21 protein-coding genes are annotated in these 23,071 nt (G+C 39.9%); 3 read left to right on the plus strand and 18 right to left on the minus strand.

The window, feature by feature from the left end:
* Positions 1-134: 134 nt before the first annotated feature.
* From IMZ31_RS11715 to IMZ31_RS11725, 3 genes are all read right to left on the minus strand, one after another.
* On the minus strand, positions 135-1,463 hold the full coding sequence (locus IMZ31_RS11715) for a S41 family peptidase (protein ID WP_207527555.1): 1,329 nt from the start codon (positions 1,461-1,463) through the stop codon (positions 135-137).
* A 172-nt stretch (positions 1,464-1,635) separates the two neighbouring features.
* Positions 1,636-2,778 (minus strand): M20 peptidase aminoacylase family protein, encoded by a 1,143-nt coding sequence (locus IMZ31_RS11720; protein ID WP_207527556.1) that lies wholly within the window; start codon positions 2,776-2,778, stop codon positions 1,636-1,638.
* Positions 2,779-2,912: 134 nt separating this feature from the next.
* Entirely contained in the window at positions 2,913-3,305 is a 393-nt protein-coding gene (locus tag IMZ31_RS11725; protein WP_207527557.1) for a DoxX family protein, read from the minus strand.
* Positions 3,306-3,503: 198 nt separating this feature from the next.
* Between IMZ31_RS11725 and IMZ31_RS11730 the strand changes: the two genes are divergently transcribed.
* Positions 3,504-3,704, plus strand: a complete 201-nt coding sequence (locus tag IMZ31_RS11730; RefSeq protein ID WP_207530471.1) for a hypothetical protein — start codon at positions 3,504-3,506, stop codon at positions 3,702-3,704.
* Between the two features lie 99 nt (positions 3,705-3,803).
* Here the strand turns inward: IMZ31_RS11730 and IMZ31_RS11735 are convergent, their stop codons facing one another.
* The 6 genes from IMZ31_RS11735 to IMZ31_RS11755 form a co-directional block, all read right to left on the minus strand.
* A complete protein-coding gene (locus IMZ31_RS11735; protein WP_207527558.1) occupies positions 3,804-5,261 on the minus strand; it encodes a UDP-N-acetylmuramoyl-L-alanyl-D-glutamate--2,6-diaminopimelate ligase in 1,458 nt (485 codons plus the stop codon).
* A 446-nt stretch (positions 5,262-5,707) separates the two neighbouring features.
* On the minus strand, positions 5,708-6,091 hold the full coding sequence (locus tag IMZ31_RS11740) for a hypothetical protein (protein ID WP_207527559.1): 384 nt from the start codon (positions 6,089-6,091) through the stop codon (positions 5,708-5,710).
* Positions 6,092-6,134: 43 nt separating this feature from the next.
* On the minus strand, positions 6,135-6,587 hold the full coding sequence (locus IMZ31_RS11745; protein ID WP_207527560.1) for an ASCH domain-containing protein: 453 nt from the start codon (positions 6,585-6,587) through the stop codon (positions 6,135-6,137).
* A gap of 76 nt (positions 6,588-6,663) precedes the next feature.
* Entirely contained in the window at positions 6,664-8,511 is a 1,848-nt protein-coding gene (gene abc-f, locus IMZ31_RS11750; RefSeq protein WP_207527561.1) for a ribosomal protection-like ABC-F family protein, read from the minus strand.
* A gap of 164 nt (positions 8,512-8,675) precedes the next feature.
* A complete protein-coding gene (locus IMZ31_RS24755) occupies positions 8,676-8,792 on the minus strand; it encodes an RAxF-45 family protein (protein ID WP_369094772.1) in 117 nt (38 codons plus the stop codon).
* Between the two features lie 73 nt (positions 8,793-8,865).
* Positions 8,866-9,798 (minus strand): helix-turn-helix transcriptional regulator, encoded by a 933-nt coding sequence (locus IMZ31_RS11755; protein WP_207527562.1) that lies wholly within the window; start codon positions 9,796-9,798, stop codon positions 8,866-8,868.
* Between the two features lie 102 nt (positions 9,799-9,900).
* Between IMZ31_RS11755 and IMZ31_RS11760 the strand changes: the two genes are divergently transcribed.
* The gene (locus IMZ31_RS11760; protein WP_207527563.1) at positions 9,901-10,419 is read left to right on the plus strand and encodes a dihydrofolate reductase family protein; all 519 of its coding nucleotides are present in this window, start codon (positions 9,901-9,903) and stop codon (positions 10,417-10,419) included.
* A 170-nt stretch (positions 10,420-10,589) separates the two neighbouring features.
* Here IMZ31_RS11760 and IMZ31_RS11765 read toward each other — a convergent pair whose 3' ends face one another.
* The 7 genes from IMZ31_RS11765 to IMZ31_RS11795 form a co-directional block, all read right to left on the minus strand.
* Entirely contained in the window at positions 10,590-12,065 is a 1,476-nt protein-coding gene (locus IMZ31_RS11765; protein ID WP_207527564.1) for a glycoside hydrolase family 32 protein, read from the minus strand.
* Positions 12,066-12,089: 24 nt separating this feature from the next.
* Positions 12,090-12,686, minus strand: a complete 597-nt coding sequence (locus tag IMZ31_RS11770; RefSeq protein ID WP_207527565.1) for a YesL family protein — start codon at positions 12,684-12,686, stop codon at positions 12,090-12,092.
* A gap of 64 nt (positions 12,687-12,750) precedes the next feature.
* Positions 12,751-14,991, minus strand: a complete 2,241-nt coding sequence (locus IMZ31_RS11775; RefSeq protein WP_207527566.1) for a LamG-like jellyroll fold domain-containing protein — start codon at positions 14,989-14,991, stop codon at positions 12,751-12,753.
* Positions 14,992-15,214: 223 nt separating this feature from the next.
* Positions 15,215-16,810 (minus strand): ABC transporter substrate-binding protein, encoded by a 1,596-nt coding sequence (locus IMZ31_RS11780; protein ID WP_207527567.1) that lies wholly within the window; start codon positions 16,808-16,810, stop codon positions 15,215-15,217.
* A 115-nt stretch (positions 16,811-16,925) separates the two neighbouring features.
* Entirely contained in the window at positions 16,926-17,825 is a 900-nt protein-coding gene (locus IMZ31_RS11785; RefSeq protein WP_207527568.1) for a carbohydrate ABC transporter permease, read from the minus strand.
* A gap of 16 nt (positions 17,826-17,841) precedes the next feature.
* On the minus strand, positions 17,842-18,819 hold the full coding sequence (locus IMZ31_RS11790) for an ABC transporter permease (RefSeq protein WP_207527569.1): 978 nt from the start codon (positions 18,817-18,819) through the stop codon (positions 17,842-17,844).
* A gap of 62 nt (positions 18,820-18,881) precedes the next feature.
* Positions 18,882-19,919 (minus strand): LacI family DNA-binding transcriptional regulator, encoded by a 1,038-nt coding sequence (locus IMZ31_RS11795; RefSeq protein ID WP_207527570.1) that lies wholly within the window; start codon positions 19,917-19,919, stop codon positions 18,882-18,884.
* A 725-nt stretch (positions 19,920-20,644) separates the two neighbouring features.
* Between IMZ31_RS11795 and IMZ31_RS11800 the strand changes: the two genes are divergently transcribed.
* Positions 20,645-21,025: a hypothetical protein gene (locus tag IMZ31_RS11800; protein ID WP_207527571.1), complete on the plus strand. Its 381-nt coding sequence runs from the start codon at positions 20,645-20,647 to the stop codon at positions 21,023-21,025.
* Between the two features lie 539 nt (positions 21,026-21,564).
* On the opposite strand, the gene IMZ31_RS11805 is transcribed toward IMZ31_RS11800, so the two are convergent.
* Both IMZ31_RS11805 and IMZ31_RS11810 read right to left on the minus strand, forming a co-directional pair.
* Positions 21,565-22,446, minus strand: a complete 882-nt coding sequence (locus IMZ31_RS11805) for a GNAT family N-acetyltransferase (protein WP_207527572.1) — start codon at positions 22,444-22,446, stop codon at positions 21,565-21,567.
* Between the two features lie 12 nt (positions 22,447-22,458).
* Entirely contained in the window at positions 22,459-23,007 is a 549-nt protein-coding gene (locus IMZ31_RS11810) for a GNAT family N-acetyltransferase (RefSeq protein WP_207527573.1), read from the minus strand.
* Between the last annotated feature and the right edge of the window lie 64 nt (positions 23,008-23,071).

Raw genomic sequence — 23,071 nt, forward strand, 5'->3', positions numbered from 1 at the left:
TTGTTTGAGAAAAGGTTGAGTAAAGAATGTGTCCGTTTGCTTTTATAGAGGGTAAGGTGGTTCGGGAAATCACTCGCTTTCCGCGGCCCCACACGACGTGGGGTCGTTCGACGTTGTCACAGGACGTGACGGTCTTAGTCGAACTTCCTCTTTGTTTTAAAGGCCTCCTCAATCGCTTCGCGCTTTCCGCGGTATTTAACTTCGTCCTTATCTTTTCCCAAATATACCAACGCCTCTTCAACATCCACATCCCTCTTGATATGCTCAGGTGTCCATGGAATATGAATATCAGGCTTAATTCCTAAACCATTCATTCCTCTACCTTCATCTACTCTTAAGAGCTTTGTACTTGGGATCATAAGTTTAAACTGGTCTCCCCACGAAGCCTCAATTAAATTGGCATAGTCATTCACTCCAAGAGTACTTCTTCCCATTGTGGTCACAATCTTTGAATGCTTTGATACTTCTACAACGGATTCAGCTGAACTAATCGTCGAAATATCGGTTAACAGAACCACTTGTCTTGGATACTCGTAGCCTTCTACTACAAACCTCTCTTCTAGATCTGAAAGGTCAAAGCGGACTAGCCCTTCTCCTTCATGTTTTCTCCACTCGCTTTCAATCACTGACAAGACCTCTAGCGTATGAGGGGCTTCCGTTTCCTTACGATAAGATTCAAAGTCGTTGAATACCCGCTCCGCATTCGCCTCGGTACAGTTATACAACATGAAGTTATCCTCATAAGGCTCGATAATGGTACGCCCTTCAGGGAATAAATAAGGCGCCAATCCATAAAAGGCCGAGTCATTCCCACCCATGTTGTCTCGAAGATCTACTATTAAATTCGGGTATGTATACAAGAGTTCCTTATTCTCACACATTAAAGCTGTAATGGGCTCTGGGGTAACAAAATCACTTAGTTTCATGAGGAGAGTATCTTCATTTAGCACTTGTATGGAATGAACAGGCGTATATGCTTCCTTTCTATGGCGCTTCATCTCCACACTATGAATCGTTCCATACTCGTCTTCTACTTCTATCGTTTGGTACTTCTCTAATACGCCTTTCCATAATTCTCGTTCTGACCCCTTTTCACGAAGTTCCAATGAATGAGATTGGACGAGTTCTGGAATCGGAATCTGGTTCACAGAGAAAATGGCTTGTCCTTTTGAAAGACGATTTTCTCCTTTTAGTTCCGTCACATATAAACGATCTTCACACCGCCTAACCCGAAAGCCTCGGTCCCAGGAATTCTCTCCTTTAACTACAAAATAGAAGTGGTGATCGTTGAAAGCTAGTAAGTAATCTTGAACAAGTTCCCCAAACTCCTCTGGCGTCAGGTTTGATTCTTTTAACACCTTTCTAAATGGCTCCGGATTATCCCACCCTAGTTTATCTTTCCATCCAGCATAATCGCGGTGGGCAATTTCTACAATCTCGTTGAAAATATCTAAATAGTCCATCCAACCCCCCATTTCACTATTAAGTGTTGTCTCCCGCCCACACAAATCTGAGATATATGTAAAATCTATCTGACTATCACTCTACACGATGGTTATTTTTACCACAAGCGAAAAAGAGAGAAATTAGAAAAAGGATCTGACCTTCAACTCAGAAGGGCAGATCCTATCAAACTTAGTTAGAGAACTCTTTATTTAACCCATACACATTTAACACAGCACGCGTTAGGATCCTCGCCCCATCAATCATTCGGTCTTGATTAAATGTCATATATGGATGATGCAATCCAGGGTTTAGATCGCACCCTAGCCCAAGCATGGTCGCTTTTAGTTCAGGCTTCTTAATGGTATAGAAGTGGAAATCGTCCCCTCCTGGAGTTACGGTCGGTTCCAACGTATAGTCAGCGCTTAACTCTGATTCGATTGCCCCTTTCATCACTTCAATCGCCTCTTCATTCGTCATGGCGGCTGCAATTTGATTAATTGCGCCAACTTTAATGGTCGTACCATACTGGAATTCAATCGACTTAAAGATGTGCTCTACTTGCTCTTCTAGTTCAGCCATAACGGGATTCGTTTGCGCTCTTAGATCGAGTGAAAGAGAAGCCTTACCAGGAATGATGTTTGTATTCGGACCGCCAGCATGGAATTTCGTTACTTTTGCGGAATGAGGGACTCCTGGGTTCATACGAATCTGATTGATTGCGTTCACTAGTTGCGTACCTACATTCACTGCATTATGAGTCAGATGAGGTCTCGCCCCGTGAGCATCCTCTCCATCGATTTCAATTTCCATCAGCTTCGTCGCACCGTGACCAATCATTGGTGTTGCAAAGCCATCCTCCACTTCTGCTTGAGGCCTCAAATGTACCCCAAATAAATAATCAACATCTTCGACCACACCAAGCTCGACCATTTTGAGCGCACCGGCAGCTTTCTCTTCAGCGGGTTGAAAAATGAATTTGACCGCTACTTGATCTTTCAAATCTTCAAGACTATGTATAAGATATAAAACTCCAAGCACCATGGCCATATGAGAATCATGACCGCAGGAGTGATTTGCACATTGTGTCCCGTTGACTTCCTGCCAAAGCGCATCAATATCTGCTCTCAAAGCTACAACAGGTACGGTCCCGTCAAAATTCCCATACTTCCCTACGACCCCAGGACAATCTTCAAAGGTTTCCGTTGCGCATCCGTAGCTTTGGAGAATCTCCTCGATGTATTTCGTCGTCTTATATTCCTGCCAGCTGATTTCCCCATTATTATGTAAGTGATTAAAGGCTTGTCTAATTTTATCGTCGATTTGCTGTAACATGCTGCATCCCCTCTCGTTGTGCTCAATTGTATATAGAACTTGAACAGTAGTATAAAGGACAATGAGATGTCTGTAAAATATGAAAAATGCAACAATTAAGTGCGACTCAAAAAAATAAGAACTCTCATACGTTCTTATTTCAAGCCATGTTTATTATTTAACAGGTGTGAAACCGACAGTTTATCACTCCCCGTTACCGCCAATATAATGGACAGCCCAAGTAATGCAAGAGGAAATTCAAACCCTCCAATCAATCCCGCAGGAAGCTTAACAAGTACAATCGCCCCAACCATCGTTACTCCGAGTAAGATCGCAGATGGTACTACAAAGAGTCCAACTAATAGAGAGAGGCCGCCTACTGCTTCAATAACTGCTGTAACATAAGCTAACCATTCTGGCTGACCTAATTTACTAAACATCTGAACCGTATTCTCCATATGACCAAGCTTTTGAAATCCATGAGCCATCATAATCACACCAAGAATTACTCTTCCGACGAAGAGGCCCCACCCCATTTTCTTATCCATACAAAACACCTCACTTATAGATTCCTAGATTAAATTGTATGGGATAAGCATGAGGAATAGACTCAACATGACTAATTCAAAAGGAACTATGATACTTATGTAGAATTATGGAATTAGGAAATGGATTTTTTTAGTTAATCTGTTAGAAAAAATGATTCTTAAAGTAGAGTATAGCGAAGATCGTAAAGGTGGCTAACGATGAAGCAATTTCTTTCAAGGTATTCTCACTGGTTATTCCTGTCTATTGTCGGTATTAGCTTATTTTCATCACTATTTACTATTAAAGATTCCACACTTGATGTTATTGCAATTATTTTCGGAGGTATTGGACTGCTCTCTCTTGGCTTTGTTACATATATCGTAGAGAAAAATTACAAAAACCATAAAGACCAAGATTAAAAACCGACCCTCAAAAAACTTACTCTCATTTACTTTTTATTTAAAAAACTTTAAAAAACAGTTCGCGGTATACGTTGCCCCGAACTGTTTTCATTCGTACTAATCCTTTGCTTTAGTAAGGTAAATGGCTGCCTCTTCATCATTGTTAACGGGATAATGATAGTGTTGCTGGTACTTCTCATGACCTTTACCAGTAATTACAATCCAATCCCCCATTTCAGCCATTTTTACAGCTTTCTCAATTGCCAATGTACGATCAGTGATCACAATTCCCTTATCATTCCCATACCTTTCTTGATAGCTGATTAATGTATTATTCATTTCCTCAGGAGAAACGGAATTCAGGTCATCGAAGGTAAGAATATATCGATCACTCATTTCAGATGAGATCGATACCATATCCTTTCTCTTGCCCGGGTCCCTATCTCCTCTAAATCCAAAGATATGGATAAGCTTGCCCTCACTGTTTTCTCTTACAGTATTCAAGCAATTTAGCAGAGCATGAGGGGTATGGGCATAATCTACAACAAGCGTAGCCCCATTACTTAATTCAGTAAGAGCAAACCTCCCCTCAATTCCCTGAAAGTGCTGAATCGCGGAAATAGCACCTTTCGTATCTACTCCGATTTGTTTGGCAGTTCCATATGCCATAGCTATGTTATACATGTTATGTAACCCGTATAAAGAAGGCCTGATTGAGATATTTTCATTATTTTCCTTTAACAGTAAGCTCGGCGGGTTAGTTGTATAGCTTGCCAGTTTCACATCGCTTTTTTCATTCTCCCCAATGGCTAGCGTTGGAATATTTTTATCCTCAAGCTGCCTTGCTAATTGCTCCCCCCACAAGTCATCCGTGTTAATGATTGCTTTTCCTTCGTCTTTCAACATCTCAAAAAGCTTCCTCTTAGCCTGGAAGTATTCTTCCATAGAACCATGATAATCCAAATGATCTTGAGAAAGATTGGTGAACAAGGCATAATCGAAATAAATTCCTTCAACTCTATGCTGTGTTAAAGCATGAGACGACACTTCAATAATCACCACGTCATCTTTACTCCCAGCTAAAAGTCTGTTTATTTCTAATAAGTTTGGAGTAGTATTAACCGTTGGATAATTCTTACCATTAATGATGTTTTTAGTGCTACCAAAAAGCGCACAAGAAAAACCATTACCTTCTAATATTTGTCTTAAAAGATAGCTTGTACTGGTCTTTCCGTTTGTACCTGTGACACCGATCACAATTTTTCCATTCGTAGGAAAGTTATAAAAATGATTACTTATTGTGCTTAAAGCATTTCGACTGTTATCTACTTGAAAATAAGGAACGGATAAATCGGTGATCTTCTTTTCACCTATAACTCCACATGCCCCATTTTCGATTGCCTTACTAATAAAACGATGACCATCTTGCTGGTATCCTTTGATTGCAATAAATAGAAAACCTTCCTGAATATCTTGTGAGTTACAGGAAATTCCTTTTATTAATGTTTTGGGACGTACACTTTTACTTTCAGATTCCACAGTTTTTAGGATGTTGTCTAATTCGTGAAGTTCCATGTGCGCTCTCCTTTTATAAACCTTCTTAAAAATCCTTCTACTTAATTTTTACCAAAACATAGAAACACTCTTAAAAAAGAGTAAAATGTCCTGATTGTCCTCCTATGGTTATTTGCATATGAGCCTAACATGCACGATTCCCCCTTAAGATACTACTTTAAACAAGCATTAGCAAAATGAGCACAGAATAATAGCAACGATAGGAAAATACACTGTCCCCTTTTTCTAAGACACGCAGTCCTCTCCCCATCACATGGAGCAGTTGCAAGAAACAACCTTCTATCACACTCTTTCTTATAATATACATCATAATTTGGAATATACTACGGGACATAGGGACAGGTTCATCGTCCCGCAGGGGATGTTGAATCCTCAAGAATTAGTAACCATAAAATAGAAAAACGAGCACACATGGAATACGCCATTGTGTGCTCGAAAAAACTCACTCATTCAATGTTATCTTTCAAAAAGGATCTCAACTTATCTAATATAGTCTGGTCACTATCAAAAGTAAACTTTAAAGAGTGATCATCACACGAACCACCGATTTGCCCATTCACAACTAGGTGCCCAAATCTTGTCATAGTCATCATGATATGAGCATCAGAATCTTGATCACTAATTTCAACGCTTCCTCTTAACTCTTTTAGAACCGACTCTGATTTTGTAAGAACTTCTATTAAATCAACATTTGATATACAGAAATTCGATGCTCCTTTAAACCCTTGAGATTCAACTATAAACCTCATGGTATGATAACCGTCTACTTTGTATAGATATTCGACACAAAAATTAGTGTTCTCTGCAGCAACCATTGTAATTTCATTCATATTCTGATCTCCGCTCTTGAATATTTTATCGTGTAATCTTCATTTAGCTATATAACACTTTAAACCTCTCACATACTACGGGTATCCTATGATGGAACTCTTGATTTACTTCCTCTAACTCCTTTTTAAAAAAAGACTCATGTTCCTCACGCCAGAACTTCAACGTTCGATCCCCTTCCCCTTCTAAATAAGCATGCTCCTCGGTCACTTCATTAAAAGGGACAACTTCAACGGAAATCGTTTCAGCAATCGCTACTGCTCTACCTTCTCCATCAAGAATAATGTTGTGAAGACCAACATATGGTAATGGCTCTGTTTCTTCATAGGCTAGATAATTAGAAGCTGTGGCCGTTTTGGTACCAGTGAGGACCAGTTCAGCCAGTTCATCTGCCATCTCCTTCGAATCACCAAACGCCCAGGCCTCATAGTCCTCCGGTGCTTGTGGGTTTTCCTTCTTAAAGTCATCCCACATTTGTTGAATTGAATTATGACTCATTTTGTTCTACCTCTTCCTATATTGTTTTGCTCGATTGATTCAAGCTAACCTTATATTGCAGACCTTTCGGAAAGACTCAGTCCCCCAACCATTCCTCATATGTCTCTTCTATTTTCTTTTCGAGAACCTGTTTTTCTTGCTGAAGTTCCATTAACACTTCCAAGTCCTCTTCAGTATTCATCTTTTCTGTTAAGGAGGTAATCTCTATCTCTAAAGCTTCAATCATCCCTTCATAATCAGGCATTTCCGGCTGCTTCTCCTGAACTTTCTTTAGCTTCCTATGTTCCTTCTCAGGCTCTTTTACTACCTTATTCTCCTCATGCTTCAATCGAGCCTCATCAAATGGCCGGTTGTATCGGTACAGCTTTCCGTCCTCTAAAAATGCACATTCGCTAAAGCATCGATTAAGGAAGAAACGATCATGGGATACAGCAAGGACCGTTCCATTAAAATGCTGAAGGGCTTCTTCTAATACTTCCTGAGATTCAATATCCAAGTGGTTAGTCGGCTCATCTAATATAAGCAGGTTGACTCCCTGATGCATAAAGATGGCGAGCTTCACACGCATTTGCTCTCCTCCGCTTAGCTGACCGATCTTTCGGAAAACCGCATATCCAAAGAACATAAATCCTGCTAAGATATGACGGGCCTGTCCTTCTGTAACCGAGATTTGTTCCCTGAAGTAGTCAATCATACGTAAGTTCCCATCTACTTCCTTCAAAGGATGTTGAGGGAGATAACCAAGGCGAACCCCAGCCCCAGATTTGATACAGCCCTCATCTGGCATCTCTTGTTCCATCAGTAACCGAAGAAGGGTCGTCTTACCGCTTCCATTTCTTCCAACAATGGCAAGACGGTCCTTAAAACGGAGGTGAAGTCTAGCTCCTGCTAACACATTCCGATTTCCATACCGTTTCCATACCTCTTCAGCAATGAGTACATCATTCCCGCTCCGTTCATTGGCTTCAAGGCTTAATCCCATCTTCTTCGCATCAAGTAAAGGCTTCTCTTTCTTCTCCATCTTCTCCAGGGCCTTTTCCATGCTTTTGGCTTTTCTGAACAGCTTCTCACTTGGTGGGTTGGCTTCATTCGCCCACTGCCGCAATCGCTTAATAGCTTCTTTCATTTTCTTAATCTTCTTTTGCTGCTCCTGGTAGGCTTTAAACTCCGCTAGCAGGAACTCTTCTTTCTGATTTACAAAGGATGAGAAGTTCCCTTCATACTGAAGCAGCTCTCCTTGTTCTAAATCCATAATCCTCGTCACGGTATGATCTAAAAAGGTTCTATCGTGTGAAATGATCCATACCGCTCCTGTGTAACCTTGAATAAATCCTTCCAGCCACTCGATGGCTTCGAGATCAAGATGGTTTGTTGGCTCATCCAGAAGAAGAACATCCGGTTCTTGTAATAAGAGACGCGCTAACCCTACCTTTGTCTGTTCACCGCCACTTAAATGTTCAAAAGAAGCATCCAATAATCCTTCAACCCCGAGTCCATGCGCTACTTTCTCAATCGTTGCTTGAAGCTCATATCCTCCTAAGCGAGCATATTGATCTTGAAGAGAGCCGTATTCATTCATGGCTTTTTCTAATTGTTCAGGCTGCTGCATCAACGTCTCCAGTTCGATCATTCTTCTCTCTAAAGCAAGAACTTCCGTAAAGCTTTCTTTCAAATATTCCTGAACGCTTCCATTATTAAAGTCCGGCAACTGTTCCAGATAGCCGATGGTTGCCTGTTTCCTCACAAAACGCTCCCCCTCATCTGCTTCCTCTAATCCTGAAATCAGTTTAAAGAGCGTAGACTTCCCCGTTCCGTTACGACCCACTAGGCCTACTTTATCCCCTTCATGGATCTCAAAGTTGATCTCTTCAAATAATAAATCCCCGCTTACGATTTTCTTTATATCTTTCATCGTCACTAACATATTGTTTTCCTCCGATTATGGTTATTATTAAACGCAAAAAGCCCTTGAGAATGGTTTCTCAAGGGTCACGCCCGTACTCCGTATATACAAAAAGAAACCACACTTGTCGTGTGGTTTCTAGGTCCGATCTATAGGTTGAATGAAGGGATTCCCACACGCTGTGCTCATATTAAGTTGCTAAAAAAGGACATACGTGTCCCGTCTGCAACAAAATCATGAGTTTGCGCACGATGAATATATAATAATTGACTATCAATCGTGCTCTTCGCAGCGTGTACCATCTCTTCATTCACCTCCTAGCTAATTCGTTATGCTTATCTTAGCACACTCGAAATTTTCAATCAATTCTAATTTTTACTCATAGTGATTTAATAGTTCTCTTGCATGGGAAGTAATTCGTTCGATTAATGAGTGAGGCTCTTTTACTTTTGCATCCTTCCCTAAGCGATAGAATAAGGGCGCAGAGTAGATCAGCTCCTGCTCATCACCTTTTATTTCTAGAATCCACGTTTCTTCATCAACTCTTTTAAGGTTATCCTGAAATAAAGGATGGCCGCTGCATTGCCTGGCCCCTTCATTGGTTAAAAAAGCGCGCAACGTAGTCATATTATGCGTGGGAGTGTAAGCAAAGAAATCATTTAGATTCATGTTTATTTCTTCATCTTTTCCTGCTGATTCCAGCTTTAGAATCCGGTCTGCACGGAGTAGAATAATTTTTTCTTTTTCATAAGCGTAAACAGGCACATACCACAAACCATCTTGCGCAAAGATCCCCATTGGAAAAACGACGTATGTTTTATCCCTATCTTTTGAACGATACGTTACCTGAATACGCTCCTTCTTCAAGCTGAACTCGAGAAGATCTTGGAGGAATGGGCTTCTTACATTACGGGCCGGTGAATAAAAACGGACATGATTCTCGATTGCATCAACTTTCTTCTTCGCTTCAGGATTTAACTGATGATAAAGCTTATGTAAAGAAGTCTTAACCTCTGCTTGGAATGGGAGATCATTCATATGAACTAAAGACTGAAAGGCGAAGAATAGGGAAAGGGATTCATCTTTCGTAAAAAGAACCGGAAATGCCCAATTGTTTTGTAAGACTCGGTATCCTCCTCCTCTCCCTTGCTCAGAATAAAGAGGAACCCCCATCACACTTAAGTCATCGAGATACCTACGTACAGTACGGGTAGAAAGGCCAAATTCATTGGACACCTCTTGTACAGTAAATGCTCTCTTCTTGTTGATATACATCATAATCTCGAATAAACGAGAGGATTTAGACATATTGCCACTCCCTTTCTAAAATAGGACAAAACCTGTCACCGTTACTTGCTATAGTAAGTCTTGTAAGAGAGTAGACTTTACATGAGAAAGGATGAAAAATCAATGTCACGAAACGTCATATTATACATTGCTACAAGTCTAGACGGATACATTGCTGATCAAAATGGGGGTGTGGATTGGTTGCATCAATTTGAAGGGGGAAGTGACTTCGGCTATTACGAATTTATGGAAACGATTGATACGACCTTAATGGGTAGAAAAACATATGAGCATGTTTTACAACTTGCAGATGAATTCCCCTATGCTGACAAGACCAATTATGTCTTCTCCTCCACACAAACCGGATCGAATGAGCATGTCCAATTTACGAAAGAAGCTCCTGAAGCGTTCATAGAAAGAGTAAAGAAACAAAGGGGTAAGGATATCTGGATTGTTGGAGGTGCTTCCCTCTTAAGAGATTTTATAGCTCGAGATCTCATTGATGAATTTAAGATCTTTACTATGCCCATACTCCTTGGTGATGGAATTCCACTTTTCGAGAAGCCATTAGAGGAGAAGAAGCTTTCTTTGAATGAAGTGAAACAACACGGAGATGTAGTTGAGTTAACCTATCATACGTAATCGTAAAAGCGCAGTGTATGGTGTACACTGCGCTTTTAAAGCTTTGAGATCATTCCTTTAATCAACGGAGCTAAAGTTAAATAGCACAACTTCCCCTTGACAAACGGACATGAGATAACGTAATCTCATGTCCGTTTTCTATGAATGATAGTATATTGCACGCAGGTGATTCATGACATTGGTTTTAATGTCCAAGCATGCAGAGATTGAAGGTTCACCTTACCCTCACGAGAGAATACATCGACTCCCTGACTGGATGGTGATGGGTATATACGGTTAGACATCGTCATGATCCCACCGTCAGCGAATACTTCAACAGAAGAACGATCGACAAACAAATGAAGATGGAGTCGGTCATCTTTAACTTCATGGTGACCACCTTTCACTCCACCGTTCCCTATTCCAGAACGGTCTCGGTCCACATAAAGTTGTTGGGTATTAGGGTTATAGACGACCAAAGTTTCTTCTTGACCATCACCTGAGCAACGCACTTTAAGACCAAACTCACTAGCTGTTGCTGTAGACAAATCAAATTGAGCTCTGATCTCCAGTGTGTCTCCTTGTAAACCTTCTAGATATCCTTCCTGATTATCCATGACTTGGATGTTTGAGAAGGAGTGTCGTTCCCCTCTTAATTGCTTTAACTCTTCTACTGGTTTAAACGCTAATTTTTGACCTTCCACTAGCTGGACTTCTCTTGGAATGGTCATGGACCCTGCCCAATCTTTTTCTTGAGAAGGCATCTTCTCCCCCCACATATCCATCCAACCAATCATAATTCGTCGACCTTGATCATCCATAAGTGTTTGAGGAGCATAAAAATCAAAACCAAAATCAATTTCTTGTGAAAAACCTTGCTCAAATTTCCCTGTATCGTAGTCCATATCTCCAACAATGTACAGTGTTTTCGTATTTTCCATTTCCATCGGTGAAAGGAGTAATGCATGTTTATGAGCAATTGGAAAAAGATCTGGACACTCCCACATCACACCTTGTGTACCATCACTTTCGGCGGCAATGCCTACATACTCCCATTCTCTTAAGTCTGAGGAACTGTATAAAGCAGCTTTCCCTTTATTATCTTTCCCAGTACCTACAACCATGTACCATATCCCGCCTTCATTCCAAACTTTAGGGTCACGGAAGTCCTCTGAACCTTCAGCTGGCGGCATAGACACTACTGGATTTTCCTCAAGCTTTGAGAAGGCAATTCCGTCTTGGCTAACCGCTACACATTGCACTTCTTTAGGGCTCTTATGATCCACATGCCCAGTATAGATTAACGTTAATTCCCCATTATTATCCACAGCACTTCCTGAGAAGCATCCACCTTCGTCATATTCCATATTTGGTGCTAAAGCAATTGGTTGAGGCTCCCAATGAACAAGGTCCTTGCTCTTTACATGTCCCCAGTGCATAGGTCCCCAATCAGCACTGTATGGATGATGTTGGAAGAATACATGGTATTCTCCATTATAGAATACAAGTCCATTAGGATCATTGATCCATCCTGCTTCAGCCATAATATGAAAGGACAATCGATGAGGGTCTTGTTGAACCTCAGGAGACGTTTTCTTGACATAATCATTCGCTTTTTCTACAAGTTTCTCATGTTCTTCTACAGACAAAGATCTATTTATAGTCATGCGATCCCCTCTTTTCCTAAGTATTTATGCGTGGTTTAACATTCTGAAAATCCGATGACTCATTCCATATAATAGATAGGACACTAAACTCGATGTACACAGTATTAGTACGGGATACAGATAAACTGCATATAACCAAATTACTGTCAATGCAATTACTATTATGGTCATAAACGGATTGAGCAAAGCGATAAACCAAGCATTACGAATAGATGTTTTCCAACCTGCATCAACATGAACAAGCACTGAAAACAAATACATGGTGACACTCATAAATATCGTTATACCAAAGATGGTAATGATAAATAGAAGCAATTGTATAAGCGACTCCGATGGTTTAATCAATCGAACGTCCATATATAAAAATATAGCTGAAGCGACCCAAAACAAAGAAATGATAAGGCTATTCTTAAAATTCTCTTTAAAGAGAACCCAAAACGATCGAATAACCCCTTGTTCATCTTTTTCTAAATGCCATTTACGAACCACCCCAAACATAGCAGTCGTAGCAGGAAAGGCGGTAACAAGAGGTAGGCAAAATAAGAGCCAGATGAAGTTAAGAAATAGGAAATCAACTAATCTTTCAGTGAACCTGTATATTCTACTGTTTAATAGACTCATTCGATCGCTCTCCTCTTGTTGTAAAGAATTTAGATAAAGCTTAAATTTCAATTTCCACTACTTGTTACGAGTGAATCCCTTTCATCGTCCATATATCTATTGATTTAACATTAACGGATTCATCTCCGTATAACGAAAGACCGATTGCGTCTTCTTGAAGAGGATAAGCTCTTGTCGTTAAACTCTTCCTTTTATTTAAATAAGCCTCAATCATCGAACGATCCAAAAAGACACGCAAGGTAATATCCTCATTATCAATCTTCACTTCTTTACCTTGAACACCCTGAGTGATTTCACCAGGATCAAGTGTGGTTTTGCTACGGTCTACTTGAAATGTTGTGTCCTGATTGTTGTAATACACTAACGTTTCCTCTGATCGATCAGGTGACTGGCGGACATAAATACCATATTTATTGGCCGTGCCACGTTCAAACGTTAGCTTTATTTCAAGCATATCTCCCTTGATATCTGCTAAAGCCTGGTTGACTTCTTCTATACGTTTATCCCGTAATGATAGAATTCGATCTTCACGCAAGGTTTCCAATTCTTCAATTGGCTCTACTTCCAACTCCCCGTCGTCTCGCAAGGACAAGGAAACAGGAAGGCCACCATTATGAGCCCAGCCAGCATCATACTCAGCCTGAGTTGTCCGCTCTCCTTGAGCAATGGTGAAGATAATCACTCTTCCTGTTCTAGGGTCAATCATTCCGCTTGGTCCTGTAAAATGAAAATCTCCAACATCTATAAGCTTTGGTTCTTCAAAGTCAGGCATGAAACGGCACGTCTCTTTATTCCATTCCCCAATCCAATAATATACTTCTACATCAGCACCTTCACCGACGGGACTAATGATGAAAATGTGTTTCCCTTTCCCTAGTGGTAGAAGGACAGGTAGTTCCCATATTGGTCCAATATAGGGGTACTTCTCATGATTGGCCTCGTAAAGAAAGCCTCGATATTCCCAATTCAACAAATCTCTAGAGGTAAATACAGTAGCAGTCCCACCTCTACCTTCAATACCTGTTCCGACAATTTGATACCACGTATCTTCTTCTTTCCATACAAACGGATCACGGAAATCATCTTTTAGTAGCCCTTCCCCTTTTGGCTGAAGGGTGATAGGCTCAGGATGCTTCACCCAATTAGTGAGATTATTATCTCCATCTTCAATATAGGTACTCCTCGCAAGCCCGGTCATTTGATCAGGAATCCAATCTTTATTCCCGGCCGTAAAGAATAGAGCAGGTACTCCATTTTCATCGTAACATGCACTCCCTGACCAATCTCCATCAGGATCTACGGCTTCCTTTTCAGGCGTAAGTGCTATAGGAAGATCACGCCAATGAACCATGTCTTCACTTACCCAATGTCCCCAATGTAGATACCCCCAATAGGGACCTTGAGGGTTATGCTGATAGAACAGATGGTATTGGCCATTAAAGTATATGGGGGCATGAGGTTCATTCATCCAATGGCCAGGTGCCGTCACATGGTATTGGGGTCGGTGACGATCTTGATCATAGAGCGCTCGATCAAACTGTAATACCTCATCTTTTATTGCAGGAATCAATCCTCCATAGAAGCATAATACGGCGCTAATATGGTCGTTTATTTCTTCCTGAGTTACAGCACGCTTATAGATCGACACCTCATCAATCAACCCATTAAACATATTTAGAGTGAACTTCTCCCCTACCGGTTTTCCGTAATTATTCTTTCCAATGATCAAATCTTCCTTGGATGGGGTTAGAGGAACGGAATACGACAAAGTTTTCTTTGATACTTCTTGGCCGTTCAAATACAAATGAACGGTAGCTTCTTCAGAGTCATATGTAGCTGCAATGTGAGACCATTCTTTTTCAGGCAGTGGGTTATCAATCGACCAAATTTCTATCCACTCGCCATTTACACCGAATTGAAACGACCATGATCCGTGTTTGTACATACCTAATATGAAACCTTGTTTTAAATCTCGATTATGCTGATTCACAATGGCCGATAATTGATCGTCGTCAATCCCACCAAAACATCGTGGCGCTACCCATGCTTCAATTGTAATAGCACTTGTAGGAGTCTGTATCGACTGGGCTGATCGCGTCACAAACGTTGAATACCCATCAAACAAGAGTGCTTTTCCTAAAATCCCATCCCTCCATTGGGGATCGCTAGGCTTCTGATATTTTGCTTCATTGAACACATAATCTATTGGATCATGTATCCCAGATACAACATCCTCAACACTCTTGCCATTCCCTTCATCAAAAGACCAGTGAGCTACCATTCCTTTTTGTGTTGTTTGTGACATATCCTTACCCTCCATCTCTTAGCAACCGCTCGCTCTTATTAAAAACTCATTATAAAATGGTGTACTTCTGAGAACGTCAGCATAGCGTGCATACCATATTTCGTTATCACAAGAACTAGAGCGCGAAACGCATGAACGCATCATATGATATCGATCCCTCTGTTAGTTAAACAAGCCAGAACGCAATCAATCTATCGTTCTGGCTTGTTTGTCCTCATCGTTCCTATTTCTGTGACTCTTTGAAACGTTCTAAACCATCTTGGTAAATTTCAAGCATTTCATTTAAACCAATTTGCTCTAACTTTTCGAGATAAGTGTCCCACTCTTCTTCAACGCCACCATTCATTAGCCATTGGGCGCGCTTTTTATCAATATAATCAATCAATTCGGGCTCAATTCGGTTTACTGTGTCAAGTTCTTCGGCGGTTAAGGATACTTTAGGATATTTCTCCTCAGCCATGTGTGGCATGTAGATATTTTTTAAATCTTTTAAGCGTTGTTTGGCACGCGGCTCCATTTCAACCACCGTTCCAAAGTGCTCACGCAAGATAATACCAATCTGGTTCGGTGCAACTTTCTGACGATATTCTCCCATTGTCGTCCCTTCAGGAATTTCTTTATTAACTAACTTTCCGTCCTCATCTTTTTCATAGATCTCGCCAATTGGTCCCCAGAAGTTTTGAGCTGCCATATACGGCTCATATTGTTGGTCAATCCAGCGCATCGTTACTTCTGGATTCTGATTTTCTTTCGTGATCACAAATGCTCCACGACTATATTGCGAGCCATTCGCTCGACCTACCAATTTATCACCATTAGGCCCTTCAAGCGGTGGCATTAGAGCGTAATCATCAGCACGATCAGGACCAACTACTTCTTCAGTCTCCCACCAAACGTACGAGCCAAGTGTGACATCTTCAGTCTTTCCTTTAGCTAGATATTGAGAAATATCTTGTGTGAAAGATTCTTTATCAACTAAACCTTCTTCAACCCAACCATGAAAATATTTAATTGCTTCCTTATATTCAGGTTGAGATGCTGTTAAGATGACCTCCCCATCACGAACTGTTCGGTGATCAAGGTTATCAGGCATACCAAAGGCGCCAAAGATTAAGTCCGCAATATCCGCAGTCCAGAACATATGCATAAAGCTTAATGGAATTTCATCCTGTTTTCCATTTCCATTTGGGTCTTGCTCTTTAAAAGCTACTAGTACATCATGATATTCTTCTAATGTTGTAGGCATTTCTAGATCTAATTTTTCTAGCCACGTCGTATTAATAGAGGTGAAAAATGGCGTTGCGCCGATATCCATCTCAGCAGCGACAGGCAGTGAATAAATATGTCCATCTGGAGCTGTGATTACACTTTTTATTTCAGGACGCTCTTCTAACATTTTGTTTAAATTAGGGGCATGCTCTTTAATTAAGTCTTCGAGCGGGATGATCGCACCACTCTTTCCATAAGTAAGCAAATCGTGATCTGAGAATCCTGCACCATAAAATGCATCAGGCAAATCATCACTAGCAAGCATCAAATTCTTTTTCTCTTGATACCCATCACCAGGAATGTTATTCCAGTCAATATGGACATTTGTCTCCTCTTCTAACCTCTTGAAATAAGTCATTTCATTGTAATTCGGAGCAAGAGGTGCACTTGGTGCTACCATTTCTATTGAAACCTTCTCCTCCACAATCGGTAAACCTTCTTCATTATACTCTACTTTTTCATTACTTGAAGCTTCTTCGGATTTGCACGCTCCTAGGATCATCGCTGAACTTAGCACTACGGCAGATAGCACACCTAATTTTTTCTTCATCCTTTTTCCCTCCATTTAATTTAGATGAGTTGATGACACGAACAAACCAATCCTCCTTTACACCAAAGGTTTGAACTCCATATCAAAAGCATAAATGCTGTACAACCAAAGGTAATTATCCTTTTATACCGCCTATCATTACGCCTTTTACAAAATACTTTTGGATAAAAGGATACACGATTAGTAATGGTAGAGTCGCTACAATAATGACTCCATATTTAATTAGTTCTGCAATTCGTTTCTGAGCCGCGTAAGATTCTAGATCAGAAACCATACTAATAGAGGCTTCGTTTTGTACTAATATACTCCGTAATACAAGTTGTAAGGGATACAACCCTTCATCATTTAAGTAAATTAGGGCGTCAAAATAAGAGTTCCAATGCCCGACTGCATAGAATAAAACCATTACAGCAATAATCGGCTTTGAAAGGGGAAGTACGATTCTTCTAAAGAAATTAAAGTTCGTACACCCATCCATCTTTGCTGCTTCTAACAAGTCTTTAGGAATCGTCATTTCGAAAAATGTCTTAACCACAATCAGATTCCAAACGGCCACTGCTTTAGGTAGGATCATAGCCCACATTGTATTCACTAATCCTAATTGCTTAACAACTAGATATGTAGGAATAAGCCCCCCAGAGAAAAACATGGTAAATACAAGAAGTAACATAATGACCTTGCCACCAAATAAATCTTTTCGGGATAATGCATAAGCTGCCATAAGCGTTAAAGTAATGTTTACGGTCGTTCCAAGAACGGTATAAATGATGGTATTCCTATAACCCATCCAGATCTTTCCGTCGGCAAAGATCCTCTGGAATCCTTCAAATGTAATATCTTTTGGTAAGAAAAGAACGTCTCCAGCAAAGATCCGGTCTGGATTACTGATTGATCCAATAATGACAAACCACAAAGGATATAAAATGGCTATTAGAAAAATAGTAAGTAATGTGAAATTAATAAAATCAAAGATTTTATCTTCCCTTGATCGCGCTACTTTAGATATACTGCTCATGCTTTCTCCTCCTTTCCTACCAAATACCTGAACCGCCCACTTTTTTAGCAAATCGGTTCACAGCCCAAAGTAATCCTAAATTAATAACAGCGTTAAACAAACCGATAGCTGCGGCAAAGCTATATTGTGCTTGTTGTAAACCCATCTTATATACATAAGTCGGGATAATCTCTGATGCACTGCTATTTAAGTCAGTTTGTAATAGGAAAGCTTTTTCAAAGCCTAAATTCATAATGTTACCGACCGATAAAATTAACAAAATAACAGCAGTCGGCATAATAGCTGGAATGTCTACGTGGAGAATTCGTTTCCATTTATTTGCTCCATCTACAATTGCCGCTTCATGAATCTCAGGGTTAACACCAGCTAGTGCTGCTAGATAGATAATACATCCCCACCCGGTTTCTTGCCATAAGCCTGAGCCTATGTAAAGTGGCTTAAACCATTCAGGACTAGCCAAGAAGTTTACTGGTTCGCCTCCAAACATGAGAATAAGGTTATTGATCAATCCGTCTGTCGAGAAGAAAACAAAGATCATACCAACTAGAACAACAACGGATATGAAATGGGGAGCATAGATTACCGTTTGAACAAATTTCTTGTACCTAGCATGCATGAGTTGGTTTAACATTAAGGCAATAATGATTGGTAAAGGGAATCCGAGAACTAACTGAAGTATACTCAAGCTAACTGTATTTTGAATTAGGTCCCAGAATTGATAGGATTCAAAAAATCTTATAAAGTGCTCCATACCTCCTGAACCAGCCCAAGGGCTGCCTAGAATACCAAGGCCAGGCATGTAATTTTTAAAAGCGATAATCACCCCATACATGGGGATGTAATGGAAAATTAAAAAATAAATTAACGTGGGTAGTAATAATAGATACAAATCATAATTTTGAGCCACTTGCTTATACCATTTCTTTTTCTTGGCTTTTGGCTTTATTTTAGTATCTACTTGATGTTCAGCAGAGAGTTTATAAGCCGATTTCATACTGTCATCTCCTTTCCACTTGATGGTTATTTAATCGTTTACGTACCTATTAAAAAAGGGGATTAGCTTGAACCCCGAATCACTAATTCTGTAGGTAAACGATATTCACTACTAGGTGTTGTTGATTTTTTTATTTTCTCTAACAATACTTCTGCAGCTTTTTCCCCAAGTTCAAAGGCTGGTTGTTTGATGACGGTTAGTGGCGGCTTCGTAATCTTCGTCCACTCGTAATCGTCAAATCCAATAACCGCTAATTTATTAGGAATGTCAATGTCTTTCTCTTGAAGAGTAATCATAGCACCGATGGTCATTACGTTGTTCGCAATAAAGATAGCTGATACACTCTCTTGATCTACCAACTCTTCCGTATAAAGCTGCCCATTTTCATAATTGGCTTCACCAAATCTCACAAAGTCATCTTTGTATTCAATACCATGATCCTCTAAAGCTTGTTTGTACCCTTGATATCGCTCCTCACTAGTAGAGATTCCGAGCGGTCCTGAGAGATACCCAATCTTGTCGTGTCCCTTATCAATTAAAAGTTTAATAGCTTCATAAGTTCCATTGAAATTGTCAACCAAAACACAATCCCCTTCGTAGCCCTCAGGTTTACGATCAACAAATACAATTGGGAAGTCATACGCTTCATTTTCAAGGTAATTATGGTCTAATACTGTGGGAGCAAGTATAACCCCATCTACAATTTGGGAGTTCAGCATATCAATCTGATTCTTTTCGTTCTCAAGCTCTTCATTAGAGTTACTAAGAATAAGTTGATAACCATGTTTCTTTAACGTGCTTTCAATTCCGTGAGCAATCGACATAAAGAAGAAATTCGATGTATCATTCTTCTTAACTGGAATCACTAGTCCAATGACATTAGATTGGTGACTTCGAAGGCTTCGTGCAATGGAGTTAGGACTATACCTTAGAGTTCTCATAGCCTCATGCACTTTCTGCTTTGTTTCCTCCGCTACATACCGCGTCTCATTAATAACGTGAGAAACTGTTGCCGTTGATACCCCCGCACTAACGGCGACATCCTTTATACTCACCCGTGTTCCCACATTCACACCTTTGTTTAAATCATCAATAGACATTCTAAACATCACCACCTTTTTACGTAATCGTTTACGTAATCGTTTACGTAATCGTTTAACCTAATAATACTCTCGAATGAAAGCGCTGTCAACTTATTTTGAAGAAGAATTCTTTTTTCATTTTTGCATCTGTAGGATTCTTGTCTAACACTTCCAATCTTGTTTATCCTTTTTCTCTTAACTGAAGTGCCTTATCTACAATTATAACTTGATTTAAGACTGGTCCTGCCGTCACTATGTATCCCTCTTCTCTCATGAAAACTTGGCATTTTGAATGACTTTTTTTATATCGCTCGCCGAATATTTTAGCCTGGTTATTTCAGGTTGCCTGTTTCTATTTATAACAATAAATAGAAACCCTCCATATATACGGGGGGTGATAACGAACGAATGTTGAAAGGCAGGACAAATAAAAAAAGAGGAAGCCAAAACTACTGACTCCCTCTTACTTCTTACATATGAACTTCGACCTCTTGCGTTTTGTTGTACTTCGGAAACACCAATTTATTAAACATTAAATAAATGCAATCGGTTCCCAGAGGTTCATGTGCTTCTCTCCTTTTACTTAAAACTTCAAGTTAAAATGCTCAGCTATAAAGGAACCATCTACCATCCCCGCCCTCCTATCATCGAAAAAGCTTACCATTCATCATTCCCAAAAAAGTTATTATTTGGTAGAATTTGAAAAGAATGAAGCAAACCGACGAATAGAAGGGGGATTCTTATTGGCTAAGTGGCTAATTCAAAAGGTGTTATACGGTATCGTTTTAGGATCTATGTTTGTGTTAGGGGCTTATCGCCTTGTTCTTTTTGAAGGTGAACTAACAAGCAGAGATGTTTATACATTTATTGCCTACTCTGCTATAACCACCTTCATTGCATACGTCATAACCAAAGCATTTAATAGGAAAGAAGCTGAGCTAGGATCTGGGTTTTACCTTTCCTTATTCTTTCTAACGATGTGGGTAGTTGACTTTTATCAAGTCGTACAATTTAATTTGGGGTTTGAAACCAACCTGATTATTGCTAGTGGTCTCATTACTTCCGTTGTGGTGTCTTATCTATTATTTAAGCAAAAGGGACCGAAACAAAGCGCAGTTATATAATACATCCTGTGCTTGTGCTACAAGAGGAAGTTTGACAAGCTCTGGATAAGTAGGGTTACCTACACTTTTCACATAGAGGCCATCTTCCTCTTGATCTATCATTCTTTATAGAGAGATCAATGAAATTATGATTTTCTAATTTTCTTAACGATAACCACTGCGAAACTTACAAATATAGCCATCATTACAAGCAATAGAATTATGCCAGGAATACCAAAATTACTTAACAAGTATATACACTCCTTTCTGACCATTAAATTCTTGAAATTCCCCCCTGTTACCCGCCACACAGACTAGAAAAAGAGACTCCATATGTATTTCAGTCCATCCCAAACAGCCAGGGCTAGAATGACCACAATAATTCCCTTCACAATGTCTTTCAATCTGTCTCCTCCTTCCTCACTACGTATCTAACCATACGTTCCAAAACCTTGAACGTTTCTTTTTTCTAACATTTCGTTATTAATGGTATTCATGAGGAAGTCAAAGAAAAAATGAGACAGTCCTTACATCATTATCTCAGTAATTTAATTCATCCACTATTTGTTTATTAAATAGTGCTCTAATTCACGATCTTTTATAAACCCTACCCCTTTATACAAAGCAATGGCTGCTTCATTCCTCTTAGCTACACAGATTGATACCTCCTGTATTTCTTCATAAGAGAAGATATGGTCTAAGGCGGCATAGATTAACATCTTCCCAATCCCTTTCCTTCTAGACTCACGTGCAACTCCCACGTATTCAATTGACGCTTCACCATGATTTGGACTGGCTTCTATATATACATATCCTTGTATAGAACCAGCAGAATCTTTCGCAAACAAAAGTGTCCGATCCTTATTAAGACGGCCTATAATTGCCTCCGCGTTGTAGTAGGTCTTTGGAAAGGTGGAGTTGTGCAACGCTTTGAAAGCTTCTAAATCTGCAGATGTATAGGGATAGGTTTCAGAAAGCGTTTGACCCTCTTGTTTGTTGTCACGATTGATATGTAATACCAGGTGCTCTTCGCCCTTCTTGGCCATTTTCCCTTTCAGGAACGTTTGAGCGAAATCATTTCGTGTATGGATATAGAAAGAATAAGTTCTTATATGACCCTGTAACTTTGTCATTACATCTTTCCATAATTCTTCAGCAAGACTATACCGTGTCACCTCCATAATGAAAGGGCCCCAGACTTCCCCAGTCCCATCACTTAGATCAACATCGACTCCCATTGCACCAACAAGATGCCCATCCTCATAACAAACGGAAAAAGAGGAAGCTGGATCAAGATCTGAGAAATCTGATGTTAACGTATCATAGATTTCTTCTGTTTCATCTCCCGCATAACCAATATGGGTTGAGGGATTTTGATTAAGTTTCGCAATAAAGTGAGCTAACTCTTTTAAATCATGTGGTTGTTGAATAAGTACTCCCAATTCGCTCCCTCCCTATTTGTGCTGCTTAAGAAATTCGTCTTCCTTCATTCCCATTAAAATAGAATCGTGGTACTCACCATCATAATACAAGGCATCACGTATCCGTCCTTCTTGAATAAATCCAAGTTTTTCATAAGAACGAATGGCACGATTATTATACGAAAACACATCTAAACCAATACTATTCAGGTTTAGATGTTTAAAGCCGTACTCCAAAAGTAGAGATAGGGATTCTGTGCCTAATCCCTTCCCCCATGTCTCCTTAGCAAATAAGGAAACTCTCACTACCGCTTTTCGATTCAAATGGTCAATATCTAGCATCGCCATGTCCCCAATTGGCGTTCCATCTTCCTGCTGGCAAGTGAGTAGGTCTATACGCCCTGAGTCTCCAGAGATCTTTTCAAACCACTGCTCTACACTAGATCTACTAAAGAAGGCTTGTGTTCCTGTCAATCTTCTAACTTCTGAATCCCATAGTCCTTGGTGGTAGAAAATATCCAAGTCTCCTTCTTCTATCGGTCTAAGGAATACTCTTTCACTTTCTAAGAAACGAATGGTCATGTTACCCCTCCTAAGTTCACTACAAGGTTTCCCAAACTTCCAATGCACACAATCTCAAATATGT

The organism is Pontibacillus sp. ALD_SL1 (genome assembly GCF_017355605.1).

Coding starts and splice junctions, on each gene's coding strand:
- IMZ31_RS11715 (WP_207527555.1), bottom strand. CDS start 1,463: ATGGACTATTTAGATATTTTCAACGAGATTGTAGAAATTGCCCACCGC.
- IMZ31_RS11720 (WP_207527556.1), bottom strand. CDS start 2,778: ATGTTACAGCAAATCGACGATAAAATTAGACAAGCCTTTAATCACTTA.
- IMZ31_RS11725 (WP_207527557.1), bottom strand. CDS start 3,305: ATGGATAAGAAAATGGGGTGGGGCCTCTTCGTCGGAAGAGTAATTCTT.
- IMZ31_RS11730 (WP_207530471.1), top strand. CDS start 3,504: ATGAAGCAATTTCTTTCAAGGTATTCTCACTGGTTATTCCTGTCTATT.
- IMZ31_RS11735 (WP_207527558.1), bottom strand. CDS start 5,261: ATGGAACTTCACGAATTAGACAACATCCTAAAAACTGTGGAATCTGAA.
- IMZ31_RS11740 (WP_207527559.1), bottom strand. CDS start 6,091: ATGAATGAAATTACAATGGTTGCTGCAGAGAACACTAATTTTTGTGTC.
- IMZ31_RS11745 (WP_207527560.1), bottom strand. CDS start 6,587: ATGAGTCATAATTCAATTCAACAAATGTGGGATGACTTTAAGAAGGAA.
- abc-f (WP_207527561.1), bottom strand. CDS start 8,511: ATGTTAGTGACGATGAAAGATATAAAGAAAATCGTAAGCGGGGATTTA.
- IMZ31_RS24755 (WP_369094772.1), bottom strand. CDS start 8,792: ATGGTACACGCTGCGAAGAGCACGATTGATAGTCAATTATTATATATT.
- IMZ31_RS11755 (WP_207527562.1), bottom strand. CDS start 9,798: ATGTCTAAATCCTCTCGTTTATTCGAGATTATGATGTATATCAACAAG.
- IMZ31_RS11760 (WP_207527563.1), top strand. CDS start 9,901: ATGTCACGAAACGTCATATTATACATTGCTACAAGTCTAGACGGATAC.
- IMZ31_RS11765 (WP_207527564.1), bottom strand. CDS start 12,065: ATGACTATAAATAGATCTTTGTCTGTAGAAGAACATGAGAAACTTGTA.
- IMZ31_RS11770 (WP_207527565.1), bottom strand. CDS start 12,686: ATGAGTCTATTAAACAGTAGAATATACAGGTTCACTGAAAGATTAGTT.
- IMZ31_RS11775 (WP_207527566.1), bottom strand. CDS start 14,991: ATGTCACAAACAACACAAAAAGGAATGGTAGCTCACTGGTCTTTTGAT.
- IMZ31_RS11780 (WP_207527567.1), bottom strand. CDS start 16,810: ATGAAGAAAAAATTAGGTGTGCTATCTGCCGTAGTGCTAAGTTCAGCG.
- IMZ31_RS11785 (WP_207527568.1), bottom strand. CDS start 17,825: ATGAGCAGTATATCTAAAGTAGCGCGATCAAGGGAAGATAAAATCTTT.
- IMZ31_RS11790 (WP_207527569.1), bottom strand. CDS start 18,819: ATGAAATCGGCTTATAAACTCTCTGCTGAACATCAAGTAGATACTAAA.
- IMZ31_RS11795 (WP_207527570.1), bottom strand. CDS start 19,919: ATGTCTATTGATGATTTAAACAAAGGTGTGAATGTGGGAACACGGGTG.
- IMZ31_RS11810 (WP_207527573.1), bottom strand. CDS start 23,007: ATGACCATTCGTTTCTTAGAAAGTGAAAGAGTATTCCTTAGACCGATA.